At 58.4% G+C, this 14376-nt stretch carries 15 protein-coding genes and 2 pseudogenes; 12 read left to right on the top strand and 5 right to left on the bottom strand.

Annotation, left to right across the window (positions count from 1 at the left end; all coding sequences use genetic code 11):
- The first annotated feature begins 360 nt into the window (after positions 1-360).
- Together H8F26_RS13525 and murC are read left to right on the top strand one after the other, a co-directional pair.
- The gene (locus H8F26_RS13525) at positions 361-954 is read left to right on the top strand and encodes a YdcF family protein (RefSeq protein ID WP_197154724.1); all 594 of its coding nucleotides are present in this window, start codon (positions 361-363) and stop codon (positions 952-954) included.
- Positions 947-4846 carry a UDP-N-acetylmuramate--L-alanine ligase gene (gene murC, locus H8F26_RS13520; RefSeq protein ID WP_197154722.1) on the top strand — a complete coding sequence of 1300 codons (3900 nt, stop codon included), beginning with the start codon at positions 947-949 and terminating at the stop codon, positions 4844-4846. Before H8F26_RS13525 ends, murC begins: the two co-directional genes overlap by 8 nt.
- Before the next feature lie 10 nt (positions 4847-4856).
- Here the strand turns inward: murC and H8F26_RS13515 are convergent, their stop codons facing one another.
- The 5 genes and pseudogenes from H8F26_RS13515 to H8F26_RS13505 all read right to left on the bottom strand — a co-directional run bounded on the left by H8F26_RS13515 (position 4857) and on the right by H8F26_RS13505 (position 8271).
- On the bottom strand, positions 4857-5774 hold the full coding sequence (locus H8F26_RS13515) for a class I SAM-dependent methyltransferase (RefSeq protein ID WP_197154720.1): 918 nt from the start codon (positions 5772-5774) through the stop codon (positions 4857-4859).
- Between the two features lie 218 nt (positions 5775-5992).
- A complete protein-coding gene (locus tag H8F26_RS13510) occupies positions 5993-7138 on the bottom strand; it encodes an IS3 family transposase (RefSeq protein ID WP_231605207.1) in 1146 nt (381 codons plus the stop codon).
- On the bottom strand, positions 7102-7563 hold the full coding sequence (locus H8F26_RS19510) for a helix-turn-helix domain-containing protein (RefSeq protein ID WP_231605206.1): 462 nt from the start codon (positions 7561-7563) through the stop codon (positions 7102-7104). The genes H8F26_RS13510 and H8F26_RS19510 overlap by 37 nt, the downstream gene beginning before the upstream one ends.
- Before the next feature lie 196 nt (positions 7564-7759).
- Positions 7760-7900, bottom strand: a pseudogene (locus tag H8F26_RS19505) (IS5/IS1182 family transposase); the annotation flags it as partial.
- A 179-nt stretch (positions 7901-8079) separates the two neighbouring features.
- Positions 8080-8271 (bottom strand): hypothetical protein, encoded by a 192-nt coding sequence (locus H8F26_RS13505; protein WP_197154718.1) that lies wholly within the window; start codon positions 8269-8271, stop codon positions 8080-8082.
- Between H8F26_RS13505 and H8F26_RS19500 the strand changes: the two genes are divergently transcribed.
- From H8F26_RS19500 to H8F26_RS13460, 10 genes and pseudogenes are all read left to right on the top strand, one after another.
- The gene (locus H8F26_RS19500; RefSeq protein WP_231597691.1) at positions 8255-8542 is read left to right on the top strand and encodes a transposase; all 288 of its coding nucleotides are present in this window, start codon (positions 8255-8257) and stop codon (positions 8540-8542) included. The genes H8F26_RS13505 and H8F26_RS19500 overlap by 17 nt on opposite strands.
- Positions 8543-8552: 10 nt before the next feature.
- The gene (locus H8F26_RS13500; protein ID WP_231598222.1) at positions 8553-9425 is read left to right on the top strand and encodes an IS3 family transposase; all 873 of its coding nucleotides are present in this window, start codon (positions 8553-8555) and stop codon (positions 9423-9425) included.
- A 103-nt stretch (positions 9426-9528) separates the two neighbouring features.
- A complete protein-coding gene (locus H8F26_RS13495) occupies positions 9529-9789 on the top strand; it encodes a type II toxin-antitoxin system Phd/YefM family antitoxin (RefSeq protein WP_197154716.1) in 261 nt (86 codons plus the stop codon).
- Positions 9780-10199, top strand: a complete 420-nt coding sequence (locus tag H8F26_RS13490) for a type II toxin-antitoxin system VapC family toxin (protein ID WP_197154714.1) — start codon at positions 9780-9782, stop codon at positions 10197-10199. The genes H8F26_RS13495 and H8F26_RS13490 overlap by 10 nt, the downstream gene beginning before the upstream one ends.
- Positions 10199-10762: a hypothetical protein gene (locus tag H8F26_RS13485; RefSeq protein WP_197154712.1), complete on the top strand. Its 564-nt coding sequence runs from the start codon at positions 10199-10201 to the stop codon at positions 10760-10762. The genes H8F26_RS13490 and H8F26_RS13485 overlap by 1 nt, the downstream gene beginning before the upstream one ends.
- A 506-nt stretch (positions 10763-11268) precedes the next feature.
- Positions 11269-11562 carry a hypothetical protein gene (locus H8F26_RS20215; protein ID WP_370594623.1) on the top strand — a complete coding sequence of 98 codons (294 nt, stop codon included), beginning with the start codon at positions 11269-11271 and terminating at the stop codon, positions 11560-11562.
- Positions 11535-11837 carry a type II toxin-antitoxin system RelE/ParE family toxin gene (locus tag H8F26_RS13475; RefSeq protein ID WP_231605205.1) on the top strand — a complete coding sequence of 101 codons (303 nt, stop codon included), beginning with the start codon at positions 11535-11537 and terminating at the stop codon, positions 11835-11837. Before H8F26_RS20215 ends, H8F26_RS13475 begins: the two co-directional genes overlap by 28 nt.
- A gap of 44 nt (positions 11838-11881) precedes the next feature.
- On the top strand, positions 11882-12136 hold the full coding sequence (locus tag H8F26_RS13470; protein ID WP_231605204.1) for a HigA family addiction module antitoxin: 255 nt from the start codon (positions 11882-11884) through the stop codon (positions 12134-12136).
- 396 nt (positions 12137-12532) lie between these two features.
- Positions 12533-12664 (top strand): annotated as a pseudogene (locus H8F26_RS13465) (sugar phosphate nucleotidyltransferase); the annotation flags it as partial.
- 296 nt (positions 12665-12960) lie between these two features.
- On the top strand, positions 12961-14304 hold the full coding sequence (locus H8F26_RS13460) for an IS110 family transposase (RefSeq protein WP_231597702.1): 1344 nt from the start codon (positions 12961-12963) through the stop codon (positions 14302-14304).
- The last annotated feature ends 72 nt before the right edge of the window (positions 14305-14376 follow it).

Genomic DNA, 14376 nt, shown 5'->3' with positions numbered 1-14376 from the left:
TTGCTTGGGCTGCGAGAAGGCGATCGAACGGGTCGCGATGCGGCGTAGACAGTGAGTTACCCCATATCCTCTCCGGTAATTCATGAGATCGGCACTGCGTTGCGGCCTGGGAGGCGACTCCACCCTTAAGCTAGCTGTTGTGTCTCAGCAGGTTGTTCAGCTGACAAGAGGGTGTGAGGTAGCCAGGGTCGGGGCATCACCTCCCGGCCCAAGACCTCACTCCTCATGAATAAGCACCTCAATGCCCGGGCCCACAACTAGCAGGAATTCAACCGCCTCGAAACGAATTCTTCTCCAACCTGACAACGCAGCCATAATTATTACGATTGTTATGGGCACGTAATCGGCAGCCAAGCCATCATGTTCTTTGCCATTCGCTGCAGGTCATCAATGCATTTCCGGGAAACAATTACCGCGATAACTGAGTTCATCTTTTGCGAGGACGAACCTGGACCAGTTGATCTCGCTCTTGTCCTAGGTTCGCCTTCGATTTCCAATGTTGAACCCGCGATTGCATTGTATCGCGCTGGTCTTACGCCGAAAATTCTGATTTCAGGGCATGGTCCAACCAAGGCAGGCCCGGCAGAGTGGCGCGTCTATCGAGATCGGGCGTTGGCTGATGGGGTGGCCGAAAGGGATATTCTTATCGAATCCGAGGCGCAGAATACGCGCGAGAATTTCCTTTTCTCTGAACGGATCATCGCCAATGAGCTGACCTGGGCGGGCATTTCAAGCCTCGCGATCTGCTGTAAGCCAATCCACTCGCGGCGCGCTTTTATGACTGCACGCCACTATTTTCCTAAGTTTGTTCGCCTTGTGATGCTGCCGCCTCGCCACCCCGCGGATATTCAGGCGGACAACTGGTGGACGATGGAACGGGGGAGAGAACGTGTCCTGGGTGAAATCAGCCGGATCGCCGAATACGGGCAAAAGGAGGACATCTCACTTGAATAGCCTATCTGCCAAGATCTCCGATCTTCTGACCTCGACTGACTCTGTACACCTTGTCGGCATTCTTGGTGCCGGGATGAGCTCTTTGGCACGGCTGTTGCTTGAAGGTGGATGGCGGATTACCGGCAGCGATATCGCGGCCAATAACAGGTTTGCAACGCTGAGCGCCCTGGGCGCGCAGATCACGATCGGGGACCAGCCATCGGATCTGAGTGGCGTAGGGCTTGTGGTTTACAGCGCGGCGATTCCGACACATAATCCCGACTTGGTCCATGCAAGAGCTCTTGGGCTTCCAATCGCCAGCCGCGGGCGGACACTCTCAGCGCTGATCGAAGGGCAGGACGTCATCAGTGTTGCTGGAAGCCATGGGAAGAGCACCACAACAGCAATGCTCGCCTTTCTCCTCGAACGCGCAGGGCTACAGCCAGGCTTCATGATCGGCGAAGCCTGCTCATCACTACAAGGGAGGAATGCGTGCTGGTCACCACAGGGCCCTTTCGTGAATGAATCCTGCGAGGCTTTTCGGGCACTGGATTTCTGGAACCCACGCCATTGCATCGTGACCAATATTGATGATGAACACAGCGACGACTATGGCTCGCTGGCGGATCTTAAAGAGGCCTTCACTGATTTTGTAAATCGGGTGCCAGAGGGTGGAAAGATCCTGTTGTGCGCGGATGACTCGGCTCTTCAGACGCTCAGGGAACAGCTAGGTGAGCGAGCGGAGGATTATGGATTCAACAATATGGCAACATGGCGAGCTGAGATTGTTTCCAGACACGAGAGTAGAACAACCTTCAATCTCTTTTATCATGGCCAACACTTGAGCCTGGTTTCACTGCCTCTCGCAGGGCAACATAATGTTCTCAATTCGCTGGCTGCTATCGCGATGGCTTCTGCCTTCGGAGTGGAACCGGCGAGGGCCTCGCAACACATTGGCTTGTTTCAGTCACTGCCACGTCGCTGGCAGCTCGTCGGTGATCGCGCAGGGGTAAGGGTTTACGACGACATTGCCCATCATCCAACCGAGATCGCCGCCACGTTGCGCGTTGCCAGAGACACGGTGGGCACGGGTGGCCGTGTCATCACCGTATGCCAGCCGCAGCTGGCCAGCAGGGTGTCGCGACTGGCATTGGAATACGTGAGAGCCCTCAGCAATGCTGATGAACTCGTGATTCTCCCAATCGACCATGCAGGCCAAATGCCTGTCGTGGCGGATGCCAGGGCACTGCTACTAGATCTCCTGCAGGAAAGTGGCACTCAGGCATGGGCAGCAGAGGGGGTGGAAGAGGGCTGCAGACTGGCCGGTGAATTGGCAGAGCAGGGGGACCTAGTGGTGACTATTGGGCCGGGTCTGGCTCGGCAATGTGCCCATGCCATAGCAAAAGCACTGGAATCTGTCGAAATTCCCAGGGGTGGCTCGGGCACGAGCCGAGTCGCGGATTCCCAGGCGGTCCAACGTCCACCGGCTCGGCGCCTTCAGGATGGATTTGAGCATCAGGTCAGGATTCGTCCCGCAGCCCCTTGCCTGATCGAGGCCGGACGCATCTGGAGCTACGGTGAAATCTTCGAACTTGCTAACAGAGTAGCCCACTGTCTGTTGGAGAGAAGCATAGGGCGGAATAACCTGGTCGTTCTGGCGGTTGCGAAGTCTTCTCGATTCATCGCGCTATTACTTGGAGTATTGAAAGCCGGCTGCGCCTACATTCCTCTTGATCCTGCCATGCGAAGGACCAAGCTGAATGAGATTATGCACCAAGTTGGTATAGCCCTGGTCATTGAGGATCGAGGTACAGATCAATCCCTGTCAACGTCGATGCCAACGATCGACAGCGCCTGCTTTTGGCTGGAGGTTGAACAAGCAAGCCCACCACCCACCCAGCACTTCCCCCGTGTTCGAAGTGACGATTTGGCCTATGCAATCTTTACTTCGGGCTCTTCAGGAATTCCTCGACTCGTCGGGGTTACCCATGAAAACGTCTGTGCGTTGATTAAGTATTCGACACGGGAGCTTTTCCAGCCGAGTGACCTCACACTAACGCCCTTTATTGACTCGATAAGCTTTGATGCCTGTGTTCACCAAATATTCGCTACGCTCAGCATAGGCGGCTGCCTTCTTCTCGAAGCCGATCTGGCGGGGCTGCTGCGCTCCAGGGAGTTTGAGCACATCACCAATTTGGGTGGAACACCCTCGGTCATTGCCCGTCTCGCAGCGTCGCGACCTTTGCCTGAAGCGCTACGTGTGATTTCCCTTGGCGGCGAGGTGATTCCACAGAGTCTGATCGCTCAATTATGCGAGCACAAAGGTTTGCATAAGCTCCTCAATCTTTATGGACCAACTGAAACTACAATCTTTTCCACCGTGGCCGAATTGCTTGGCCCGAGCTTGCTCGATGGGGCGCTCGCACCGGCAGGCAACAACATTGGCTTTCCGATCAGCGGGGCTACGATTTACCTGGTGGACGAGCAAGATAGAATTGTCGCTGATGGAGACGCCGGACAGATCCTCATTGCCGGTGCCGGAGTTACTCAAGGCTATTTAGGTGATCCGGTACGGACATCTGCAAGGTTCACACCAGATCGTTTCAGCAAATCTCCTTCAAGCCGAGTTTTCCGAACCGGTGATATTGGCAGACGAATGACCGATGGTTCTATCGAATATCTCGGGCGCATGGACGATCAGATCAAAGTGAATGGGGTTCGCCTTGACCCCGTCGAGATCGAAGTGGAGCTGGAAGCTTTTCCAGGTATTGAACGCGCCGCTGTTCAGCAGAGGCGAACGGCAGATGGATATATCACGTTGGAAGCATTTGTCATTGCTAGAGATGGAACTGACTTCGATGTAATCCGTCAAAAGCTATCCAGGCGACTGCCGGCAGTTATGGTGCCAAGGATGATCACTAGAGTTAATGAGTTTCCGTTGAGTGATACTGGAAAACTGCTCCGTCAGGAACTGCGTTCGTTGGCTCCCGACAACAGGGCCGGGGAAGACAGGCCAGTGTCACTGGACGGGGTCGAACGCAGGCTTCTATCGATTTGGCAGTCTGCTCTGCAGCGGCCAGACCTCACGCCGCGTGACAACTTCTTTGACTATGGAGGCGATTCGCTCGCCTCAATGCAGATGGTCTTGACAGTAGAGAAGACTTTTGGCCTCAGGCTATCGGCGCAAAGTATCGAGGCAATCTCGACGGTCGAGGGCATGGCCTCGGGGATCCGGCAACAGCTGTCGGATCCGGCATCGATGCGTACAGCCCGGCCTGATGTCACCGCTCGAATACTTGATCGGCAACGAACTTACCTGGCAGCATGGTCTAGCGGGGGCGATCGTCAGACAGGTTTTGTGCGCAGGCTGGGAATGGATAAGGGCAAGCCCGGACTGTTCTGGTGCTTTCAAGGCTATCAAGAGTTTCGCGCTCTTGCGGGTGCTTTGGGCGACGAGCTTCCGGTCTTTGGGATGCGATCCGGCCATCTGATCATGGAATACCTCCCAGAAACCATCGCTGCACTAGCTGAAATCTACAGTGAAGAACTGATCCGATGGCAGCCCGAGGGCTCGTTCCTGCTCGGTGGGAACTGCCAAGGTGCCACGATCGCCCGGGGAACAGCACAGGCTCTGCGCGCACGCGGCCGCGAAGTCCGGTTGCTGCTGTTGATGGAGCAACCTTCGATTTGGCCTTATGATCAAAGAGTGGGCCTTATCTTCGGTCGCGAGAGCAGCCACAATCCTTTCCTGAAGCAGGAAAATCCAGAGCCCACTCTGCGAAGGGCTTACCCGCAAGGCTATGAGCTTCGCTTTATTACTGGCACACATGGTACATTCTTTTCCGATGAAAACATCGCATCGCTTGCAGCAGTGATTAAGTCGCTCCTCGCGATTGGCACCACCAGCTACTGAATCATCCCAGTCAGAGAGGTGTCGCGATTATCCTGGCTCGGGTACAGGTGAGTCCACTGTAATCCACGGCAAGCCCAGCATGGACCACCGTCACATGAAATCCAGCTCTCTCGATCATGGCGATAACTTTGGTTTGAGACTCGAAGAACTCGAACTGACAAGAAGGCTCGGTGATCTGCAGAACGCATCCGTTAATTTCGTCGAGAAACGTCCGACCCGCCAATCGGTTAGCCATATGCTTGAACTCTTGGTCCGACCAGGCCATGTCTGATAACCCCCAAGTTGAATCGCTCCATCGGTTCGGCCAACGCGTCAAGGCCGTGGATAAGCTCTCAAGGGGGGCACTCCTGTTGTTTGTCGCGTCGCACGACACGCTGATCAGGCAGATGCCTTTGGCTCCAAGTAACGCGTGCGCCGCGCGTAGAAGCGAAGGCGCCTGGGATGGCGGCATACAGTTAAGCGTGAAATCCTGTATGACTAGATCAAACCTTCTTTCATCAAGAATGCTCTCTAAAGCGCAGGCATCATGCTGAATAAAGTCCATCTCTGGCATCTCGACACCCAGGTTGCTGTAAATTCTGGGCAAGCAGAGTCGATCGACCGCAAGTATCCGTATCTCCTCAATTCCAAGCCCAGAAAGGGCAACCCGAAGCGAATGTGCGTTTCCAGGTGAGGAGTATCCCTGGAACAGGCATGAGACGCTGCTGCCGAACGACTGAATAGCAGCCTTAAATTCCGGAGTATCACTGAATAAAGCAAGACTAGATGACAGAGTTGGAGCCGTGGTACAGTACTCGCGACACCCGGGAACATAGCGTCCAATCAGCTGCTGGCTTATCTCTATGTCTCGAGTACTTTTCATTAGCGACATCTCTTGATCATGAGACTCCAGCCCAGGATCGCCATATCCGATTGATTTCTTTTGCATATTCTTGGTATCAGTGCGTGAACCAAGTCGATTTTTCGGCTGCAAGGAGTTGAGTGAGACATGCCTCGTTCTCAGCGGATGAACAGGAATAGAGCGAGGGTGTCAACGGTCGTGGGCGCCAACGAGTTCTGCGGGTGTTGAAGCAAACATTTTGATGTAGTGGGCTAATTCTACCGGCGCGGTGACTTTCAGGGAAGGTGTCACTCCTTGGCTGCCACTCAGGCGGCCTGGATCAAAGGTAGCGCGAGGATCGGTTCGGGCTCCTCTGGTGGCTTGTTAATCCAAACTTTTTCGGGTTGACGCCAGCAGCGGGTGCTTCGGCTCCAGCGTGTTGGATTGGCCAGGCAAGCCTTCTCGTAGACCTCGGCTCGCTGCTGGCAAATGGCCTTGGCGGCTCCACTGTGGCGCTGGTGGGGCGTGACGAATTTGATGCCGCTGTGGCGGTGCCGATGGTTGTACCAGTCGACAAATGCCGCTACCCACTCGCACGCCTCCGCTTTGCAGGCAAACGGCCGATTAGGGTAGTCGGGCCGGTACTTGACCGTTCGGAACAGGGATTCCGAGTAGGGGTTGTCGTTGGAAACCCTTGGCCTCGAGAAGGATCTGAGCACGCCCATCTCCTCCAGGCGTGATTCCAGCGTCGCCCCACGCATGGCATTGCCGTTGTCGGCATGGAGGATCAGTGGCGGCTGCTGGCACTGCTGGCTGCCAAAGCCGCTGGGCCGCCGGTAGCGCTCCTTGAGACAGGCCCGCTGCACCAGATCCGCCGCGATCTCAGCCGACTCCACCTCGGCCACATCCCAGGCCACCACCTTGCGGCTCCAGACGTCGACCACCAGATAGAGGTACAGCCACACACCCCGCACCGTGGTCGGCAGGAAGCTGATGTCCCACGACCAGAGCGCATTGGGGCGATCCGCCCGCAGACGCGGCACGGAGCGCGGTTCCTGCGGCAGCCGGGCACGCCCGCGCCGGTGGCACTGCCCTGCCTGGTGCAACACCCGATAGAAACTGCTCTCGGAGCCGATATAGAGGTCCTGATCCGCCAGCGCTGGCACGATCTGCCCCGGCGGCAGCGAGGCGTACTCCGGCTGGTTGCAGGTGAGCAGGATCCGCTGGCGCTCCTCCTCGCTCAGGCGGTGAGCGACATCGCGGGGGCTGCCTTTACGGCGGTCCTTGCCGTCCCCATCACCACCAAAGGCCTTGCGCCAGCGTTTGAGGGTGCGCAGGCAGATGCCGATCTCACCGCAGGCGCTCACCAGGCAGGCGCCAGCGGTATTCGCCTCGCCGATCAGCTCGATCACCTTCCGCCGGTGCGCGGCGCTGGTCAGCCTTCCGCGTCCTCCGAGCAGAAGGCCTCCCACTTTTTTCGCAGCACCAGCAAGGCCGCCATCTCCGCCATGGCCTTTTCCTTGCGCTGCAGCTCCTTTTTGAGGGCCTTGATCTCGCGCTGGTCCTGGGCGCGGAGCTTCTCGAGCTCCTTCTGCTCTTTCAAGGTGAGCACTGGCTTTTCATTGGCATCCTGGGCCGCCTGCCGCCAGCGGCTCACCTGCTCAGGGAACAGGCCCCGCTCACGGCAGTAGGCGCCCAGCTCGGTGGCGTTCAGCCCCGCCGTCTCCAGCACAACCGTGAACTTGTCGGCAGCGCTCCAGCCCTCTGGTTCCTTCTCGGATGCCGGCACCACCTCCCCCTGCAACCGCCAGGTCTTCCTCCATTTGTAGAGGGTGATCACGTGGATGCCCAGCTCCTCTGAAATCCGAGCCACGGACTGCCTGAGCGGCGGGCTCATCCGCCTCCTCACATCAGCCTTGACGGCCTCGCTGTAACGACGCATGGGTCATTTCCTCAAGCCCCCGGATGAACGGATGAAAGGGGTGACATCTTTCCTGAACCGGGGGGGCGAATTGGAAGATTGCAGAATACGATCTCGCAGCACTGGTTTGACATGGGTACACTGTGTGGCAAGATTAGAATTGACCGGATTCATCACTGTCACCGGTGGCTGTGACCTGTGTGACGTTGTAATCGACGATCAATACTTGGCGGTTGTCCATGAGGACATGTCCTCGATGTCTCAGCTAGGCTGGATAAGCATTGGATTTGGGCGCCATCCAAGCAACTCCATCTAAGAGTTTGCTGAAAAACCAACCCACGAGCCAGTTTTCCACAGGCATCAGTGGATTTCCGGCTCAAAAAGACGGATCGGCGGCTATCAGAGCCGCAAACAGCCCGATTTCGGCATCGTTGGCCTCTCTGCAAGGCATTGGTTGAGGCCTATTGGGCACACCTCTGGACAACGGGCTGTTCATGCCGCCTCCATCGCGGGCTTGAGCAGGTTGCCCAGGCGGATCAGGTTGTAGGCGATCACATGCAGGCCAAACACGGCGCCGACCTTCTCGGTGAGGTGGTCTGGCTTTTCTGGACAGGCCCCATCGTTAACCTCTGAGGCGGGGTACCGCCCCTGAAAGGGGCTCCCACCGATGAGCAAGCGCCGCACCCACAGCCCCGAGTTCAAGGCCAGGGTCGCCATGGAGGCGATCAGTGGCCGCAAGACGATCCAGGAGATCGCCGCCGACCACGCCATCCACCCGATCCAGGTGAGCCAGTGGAAGCGGCAGCTCCTGGACGGTGCCAGCGAGCTCTTCACCCGAGGCAAGAAGACCAAGGACAAGGAGGAGGGGCAGGCCAAGGAGGCGGAGCTGTTCCAGCAGATCGGACGGCTGCAGATGGAGCTGGAGTGGCTCAAAAAAAAGTCTCAACTGCTCTGATGCCCGTGAACTGCGCAAGCTGGTCGATCACGACCACCCCGAGCTCAGCATCAGCAGGCAGTGTGCGCTGCTGGGGCTGCCTCGATCCACGCTGTACTACCGGCCGACACCGGTCCGTGTATCGACGCTGCGGATCATGGCCAGGATCGATGCTCTCTACCTGGAGGATCCCTGCAGCGGCAGCCGCCGGATGGTGGACTATCTGGCCCAAGATGGTATCCCGATCAGCCGAGATCGAGTGCGAAACCTCATGCGGCGCATGGGATTACGGGCGATCTACCAGAAGCCCCGGACGACGGTTCCAGGTGATCCGTCCGTGCGGTTCCCCTGCCTGGTGGACCTCACGCAGGTCACGTCGGTGGATCAGGTCTGGGCGACCGACATCACCTACATCCCTCTGCAGAAAGGGTTCCTCTATCTGGTGGCGATCATGGATCTCCATTCCAGGCATGTGCTCAGCTGGAGGCTCTCCAACAGCCTTGACACGAAGTTCTGTCTGGAGGCCCTGGAGATGGCCTTGGGAGGCGGCCGTAGGCCAGAGATCTTCCACTCCGATCAAGGCTGTCAGTTCACGTCCGCTGACTTTGTGGCCAGACTCAAAGGGGAGCGGATCCAGATCAGCTGGTCCGGCAGAAAGCGGTGCTACGACAACATCCTTGTTGAACGGCTGTGGAGGACTGTCAAGTACGAGGAGGTCTACCTACGGGCATACAGCGATGGCTGGGACGCTGAAATCAGCCTGGCCCGCTTCCTGTGGCGGTATTGCCATGTAAGACCTCACAGTTCCCTTGGAGGCAAAACTCCCCACGCGGTCTACACTGAGGCCGAACCATGTTCCACCCGTCCTGGGTTAACGATGTCAGGGGCCGGAACTGTCCAATAAAAGGCACCCACCTCACCCCTGGCGCCAGGCCCTGCGCCAGTTACTAGAGGCGACTGCATGAGCGCCGCCATTAAGCTAGATGGATCAGCTAGCCAGTAAAGCCATGGATGCCGTTTGGACCTTGCAGGACGCCAAAAATCGCTTCAGCGCCGTGGTGGATGCGGCGGCCCGGGGAGAACCCCAGATGGTGACGCGCCGCGGCAAATGGGTGAGCGTGGTGCTCTCCGCAGAGGAGTACGAGCGGTTGCAGCGCCTCGAGCGGGCCAGCGCGCCATCGCTTGCCGAGCTGCTGTTGCAGATGCCGCAAGACGACGAGCCCTTCGAACGGTTGCCCCTGACGCCAAGGGAGTTCCCATGTACCTGATCGACACGATGGTGCTCTCTGAGCTGCGGCTGCGCCAGCGCGATCCAGGCGTGGTGGGGTGGATCAGCAACCAGCGGCAGGAGGATTGTTTTGTAAGCGTGGTGAGCATCGGCGAGATCGAGCGCGGCATCGCCCGCAAGCGTTCGAGCGATGCTGGTTTCGCCACGCAGCTGGCCGAATGGCTGGATCAGCTGTTGCGGCTGTATGGCGATCGGTTGCTGCCGGTGGATGTGGGGGTGGCGCGCCGCTGGGGGCTGCTCTCCGCTGAGATCGGCCATGACAGCGCCGATCTGCTGATTGCTGCCACGGCACTGGAGCGCGGCCTCACGGTGGTGACGCGCAACCTGCGGCATTTCGCGCCAACGGGGGTGCCGACCATGAACCCATGGAGTGGGGAGGGCGGATCCTGATGCGCTCAACCGCAAAAGAGTTCGGTCACCTCAGGGCTACTGAGCAGCGTCAAGAGTCGCTGGAGTTTGCGGCGATTGCCTGGGGAGGGGTCGAGCTGGAAGGCAAGTCGGCCTCGATCAAGTCGATTTCGGAGTGTATCCAACTGAGCAACGCGTTGTCTCTCTCCAGCCGCTCTGTTTCTTTCTTCAGCTGCTCGATTTCGCTCTCGAGCTGCTTCGTTCTCTGCTCTGAGCGCGCGATCTGCATCTCGACGACGGGATCGCGTCGCCAGTTGAGCATCGATAAAAAGGAGCGGAAGCGAGACAGCGATGAGCCAGACGCCCCATTGCTGGGGGAGACGGAGAGTTTGTCCTGGGAGGTTGACGTGGTCATAGGACGAGAAGAGAGCGATCAGGCCAACAACACTGCCAACGACGGCTTCCAGCAGAGCTTTTCCATCAAACCCCAACCGCCACCAGGGCGGCGCTGCATCCAGATCCCGAAAAACCTCTTCCACCCTAAACAGCCCCGCCCGCCTCGAACAGCAACCAGCCTAGTACACCTGTATTGCGGCACCCTGTGACGCCTCCTCCCATGCCCGCCGCCAGCCCGCCGAGCGTCTCCGCCCTGCTCGCCGGCTGCTGGCAGCGAACGAGGCGCTGATGTTCAACCTCGACACGTGCGGCTCGGCCTGCAGGCCTGCTGCACCCTGCCGCGGGTCGGTCTCAGCAATACCCAGGCCATGGCGGACGCGGCTTCGATGCCCGATATCGACGCCGAGAACGATCAGCCCCTGATCGCGGATCGCGCAATCCGCGCGGCGAGGCCCGCCACCCACCACATCTGGTGTGCCGCAACCACCCGGTCTGCACAGTTCCGTCAACGCCCCCATTCGCTGGCCGCGCAACGGGGCTTAGGGGACTCCCCCCTGAGCCGTCAGGCCCAGCAGCCGGAACAAGCCCCGGAGCCGCCGGCAGCCACGCACTCTCGGCCCCACCGATTCCCACACGGGCTGCAGCCCCAAGGCCGTCTCCGTAAGAGCGTGGAGCCGCAACCGCTCCCGGAGGGTATGACCCGCTGAACACGTTGATGCTGGCGAGAATTCGGGATGTGCTGAGCATCACCACGCCCGTGGACCAGCCCGCCTTTCAGCGCCTGCTCGGCGAGGGCAGCGGCTGCGGCCAGGGCGCCACCGTGTATGCCTATCCGGTGCGCGACCCGGAGCGCTGTGGGGTGGCGCTGAGCATCGAGGAGAAGCCTGCCCCCGCCTGGCCCTGCCCCTCAAAACGAGCGGCTATGGAGACGACCTATTGCGGCTACTGGCCGAAGCGTCGCCCGTTGCGCATCGCGCTACGGTGTGTCTGCAGCGGATCGACAGGGTGATTCATGGCTTCCGCCACAAGGGCCTGCGGCTGTTCTTCGAAACGGGCAGCACAGCTGGCATTCAGCCGCCCCTTGCCCGCAAGCTCCGGCTGCAATTGGCGGCCTTGCACTCCGCTGCCCAGATCGAAGATCTGGATCTGCCGGGCTATCGCCTGCACCCACTCAAGGGAGCAGACAAGGGGCGCTGGTCGATCTGGGTGAACGGCAACTGGCGGCTCACGTTTGCCTTCCGCGGCGGCCACGTGTTCGATCTCGATTTCGAGGATTACCACTGATGCACATGCACAATCCGCCCCACCCCGGGGAATTCATCGAAGGGGTGTATCTTGAGCCCTGTGAGCTCTCCATCCGGCAGGTGGCCGAGCGGCTGGGTGTATCGGCTTCGACATTCCAACGGCTGGTAACCGGCAAAAGCCGCGTATCACCGGATATGGCGCTTCGGTTATCGCGGGTGCTGGGGCGCAGTGCCGAAAGCTGGCTTGCCATGCAGGACAGCCACGACCTCTGGCAGGCCCGTCAGCGTCTCGATCTTTCAGGACTGACCCCGATGGAGCTCACGCCTGCAAGTGCCTGAGGGCATCGAGCTGATTGCCACCAGCCGCAGCGGGGGTGATGGGCAGCTTCCCCTCAATCTGGCCTATGCCGACGCCTGCCGGGCGGCGGTGCAATGACTTCAACCGCGAGAGAGATCGGCCATCTCCGGGCTATTGAGCAGGCTCAGCAGTCGCTGGAGTTTGCGGCGGTTGGTAGGGGAGGGGTCGAGCTGGAAGGCAAGTCGGCCTCGATCAAGTCGAGCTCGGAGTGCATCCACTCGAGCAACGCGAGCTCTTTCTCGAGCTGCATCCTGCGCTGTTCGGCGGCGGGATCGCGCCGCCAGTTGAGCATCCGCAACAACGAGCGGAAGGGAGAAAGCGATGAGCCAGACATCCCATTACTGGGGGAGGGGGAGAACTCGGCCCAAGAAGGAGACGTGGTCAGCGGCAGCGGCACGCGGCTGCACCCGATCACCCAGGCGGTGAGCAAACAGCTGCTGCCGGTGTATAACAAACCGATGATCTATTACCCGCTGAGCACGTTGATGCTGGCGGGAATTCGGGAGGTCCCCCAGTGTCAGCAAACGAACCAGTACGCGCGTACGCCCTCGCGCCCGAAACACCCACGGCCAAGCCAGAGCGCCCTTGCCACTCTGGTCATGAGGACATCGGGCCATGGCCGATGACATCTTTGGAGGCCTGACCCCGAAAGCAAACGTGGCCTGGGATTCGAATTGCGCTCCCTGCCCTGGCGACGGCTCGACTGACCAATGAGTTAGTCGGCCGATCCCGATTAGGAATTTGCTGATTTTAGTGCGCGAATCCTGCCTGATGCCCTCCCGATCACCTAGTGAGTCCTTAAGCCATGGGAGAACCAATTTCAGCAGGCAAGCGCCGAGCTCGTCTGAAAGTCATTAACCCTCGTTCCGCTGGAATTGATGTCGGCAGTAGATTCCACGTTGTTGCTGTTCCTGTCGAGCTTGATCCGAATCCCGTCCGCAAGTTTTCAAGCTTCACAAAGGATCTAATCGCACTCGCCGAATGGCTGCTGGCAGTTGGAATTAGCACCATTGCCATGGAGTCCACTGGAATCTACTGGGTTCCGCTTTACGAGATTCTCTCTGGCAAAGGCATTGACGTCTTTCTTGTTAATGCCAGGCACGCCAAGAATGTTCCGGGCCGCAAGACGGATATCAACGATGCACAATGGCTTCAGCAGCTCCACAGCTACGGCCTGGTGAGAGCAAGCTTTCGTCCAGACCAAAAAATCACAGAACTACGCTCATATCTGCGGCAGCGTGATCAACTTGTTCGATACCGCTCGTCTCATCAGCAACACATCCAGAAGGCGCTGATGCTTATGAATCTTCAGCTTCATCATGTTGTCAGAGATATCAGCGGACTAACCGGTAGGCGAATCATCGATGCCATACTTTCAGGTGAGAGGGACCCCGAAAGACTCGCTTCTCTCCGAGACAGACGCTGCAAGGAGAGCGCGGCAACAATTGCGGCTGCTCTTGAGGGGAACTACCAAGACGATCACTTGTTCTCTTTGAAGATCGCAGTTGAGCTCTTTGACACCTATTCAGAGAAGATCAGGGCCTGCGAGCTTGCGGCACAATCATTGATGACAGAGCTTGCCGGCTCGGACTATCAAGATCCAGGCAGTCAACCTGGGGATTGGAAGATATGCGGACATGGCTTTGCATTTAACCCAACCCACCTAATTCAAGCCTTGTCAGGCCACAATCTTCTAAGGCTTCCGGGATTAGGACCAACAACAGTTCTCACGCTCATTAGTGAGTGTGGGTTGGACATGAAGCGCTGGCCCAGTGCCCAGCATTTTGTGTCATGGCTGGGACTCAGTCCTCAGAACAGGATCTCAGGGGGAAAGGTACTTTCTTCACGAACACGACAGGGCACTACGCGAGCAGGTAGTGCCTTTTGGATGGCTGCCGTACCGCTGGGAAGAACGAATACTGCACTGGGTGCTTTTCAACGTCGTCTGGCAGCACGTGCCGGAAAGAGTAAAGCATTAATTGCTACTGCCCGAAAGCTTGCCATTCTTTACTACAAGACGCTCCGTGATGGTTTGGTATATCAGGATCCCGGTGCTGCCGCATATCAGGAGGAATCAAGGGATCGTCAGATTCGTGGTCTCCAGCGACGCGCCATTGCCCTTGGTTTTCAACTTGTTGCCTCTGCTTGAGGTGTGGTCAGTCAGCCGAGATCCCTGTTGGCCGTTGGTGTTTCTTAGGAAGAAGTCCGCTCGGTTTGACCC

The organism is Synechococcus sp. CBW1006 (assembly GCF_015840525.1).
Taxonomy (GTDB): Bacteria; Cyanobacteriota; Cyanobacteriia; order PCC-6307; family Cyanobiaceae; genus CBW1002.
Note: the sequence above shows the minus strand (reverse complement) of the source record. Positions and strands in the feature narration are given on the sequence as shown.

Bases quoted from the DNA above. Each gene is read 5' to 3' on its own strand.
- H8F26_RS13525 (WP_197154724.1), top strand. From the start codon at position 361: ATGTTCTTTGCCATTCGCTGCAGGTCATCAATGCATTTCCGGGAAACA.
- H8F26_RS19510 (WP_231605206.1), bottom strand. From the start codon at position 7,563: ATGAGCCCGCCGCTCAGGCAGTCCGTGGCTCGGATTTCAGAGGAGCTG.
- H8F26_RS13490 (WP_197154714.1), top strand. From the start codon at position 9,780: ATGTACCTGATCGACACGATGGTGCTCTCTGAGCTGCGGCTGCGCCAG.
- H8F26_RS13495 (WP_197154716.1), top strand. From the start codon at position 9,529: ATGGATGCCGTTTGGACCTTGCAGGACGCCAAAAATCGCTTCAGCGCC.
- H8F26_RS13515 (WP_197154720.1), bottom strand. From the start codon at position 5,774: ATGCAAAAGAAATCAATCGGATATGGCGATCCTGGGCTGGAGTCTCAT.
- H8F26_RS13485 (WP_197154712.1), top strand. From the start codon at position 10,199: ATGCGCTCAACCGCAAAAGAGTTCGGTCACCTCAGGGCTACTGAGCAG.
- H8F26_RS13460 (WP_231597702.1), top strand. From the start codon at position 12,961: ATGGGAGAACCAATTTCAGCAGGCAAGCGCCGAGCTCGTCTGAAAGTC.
- H8F26_RS19500 (WP_231597691.1), top strand. From the start codon at position 8,255: ATGAGCAAGCGCCGCACCCACAGCCCCGAGTTCAAGGCCAGGGTCGCC.
- H8F26_RS20215 (WP_370594623.1), top strand. From the start codon at position 11,269: ATGCTGGCGAGAATTCGGGATGTGCTGAGCATCACCACGCCCGTGGAC.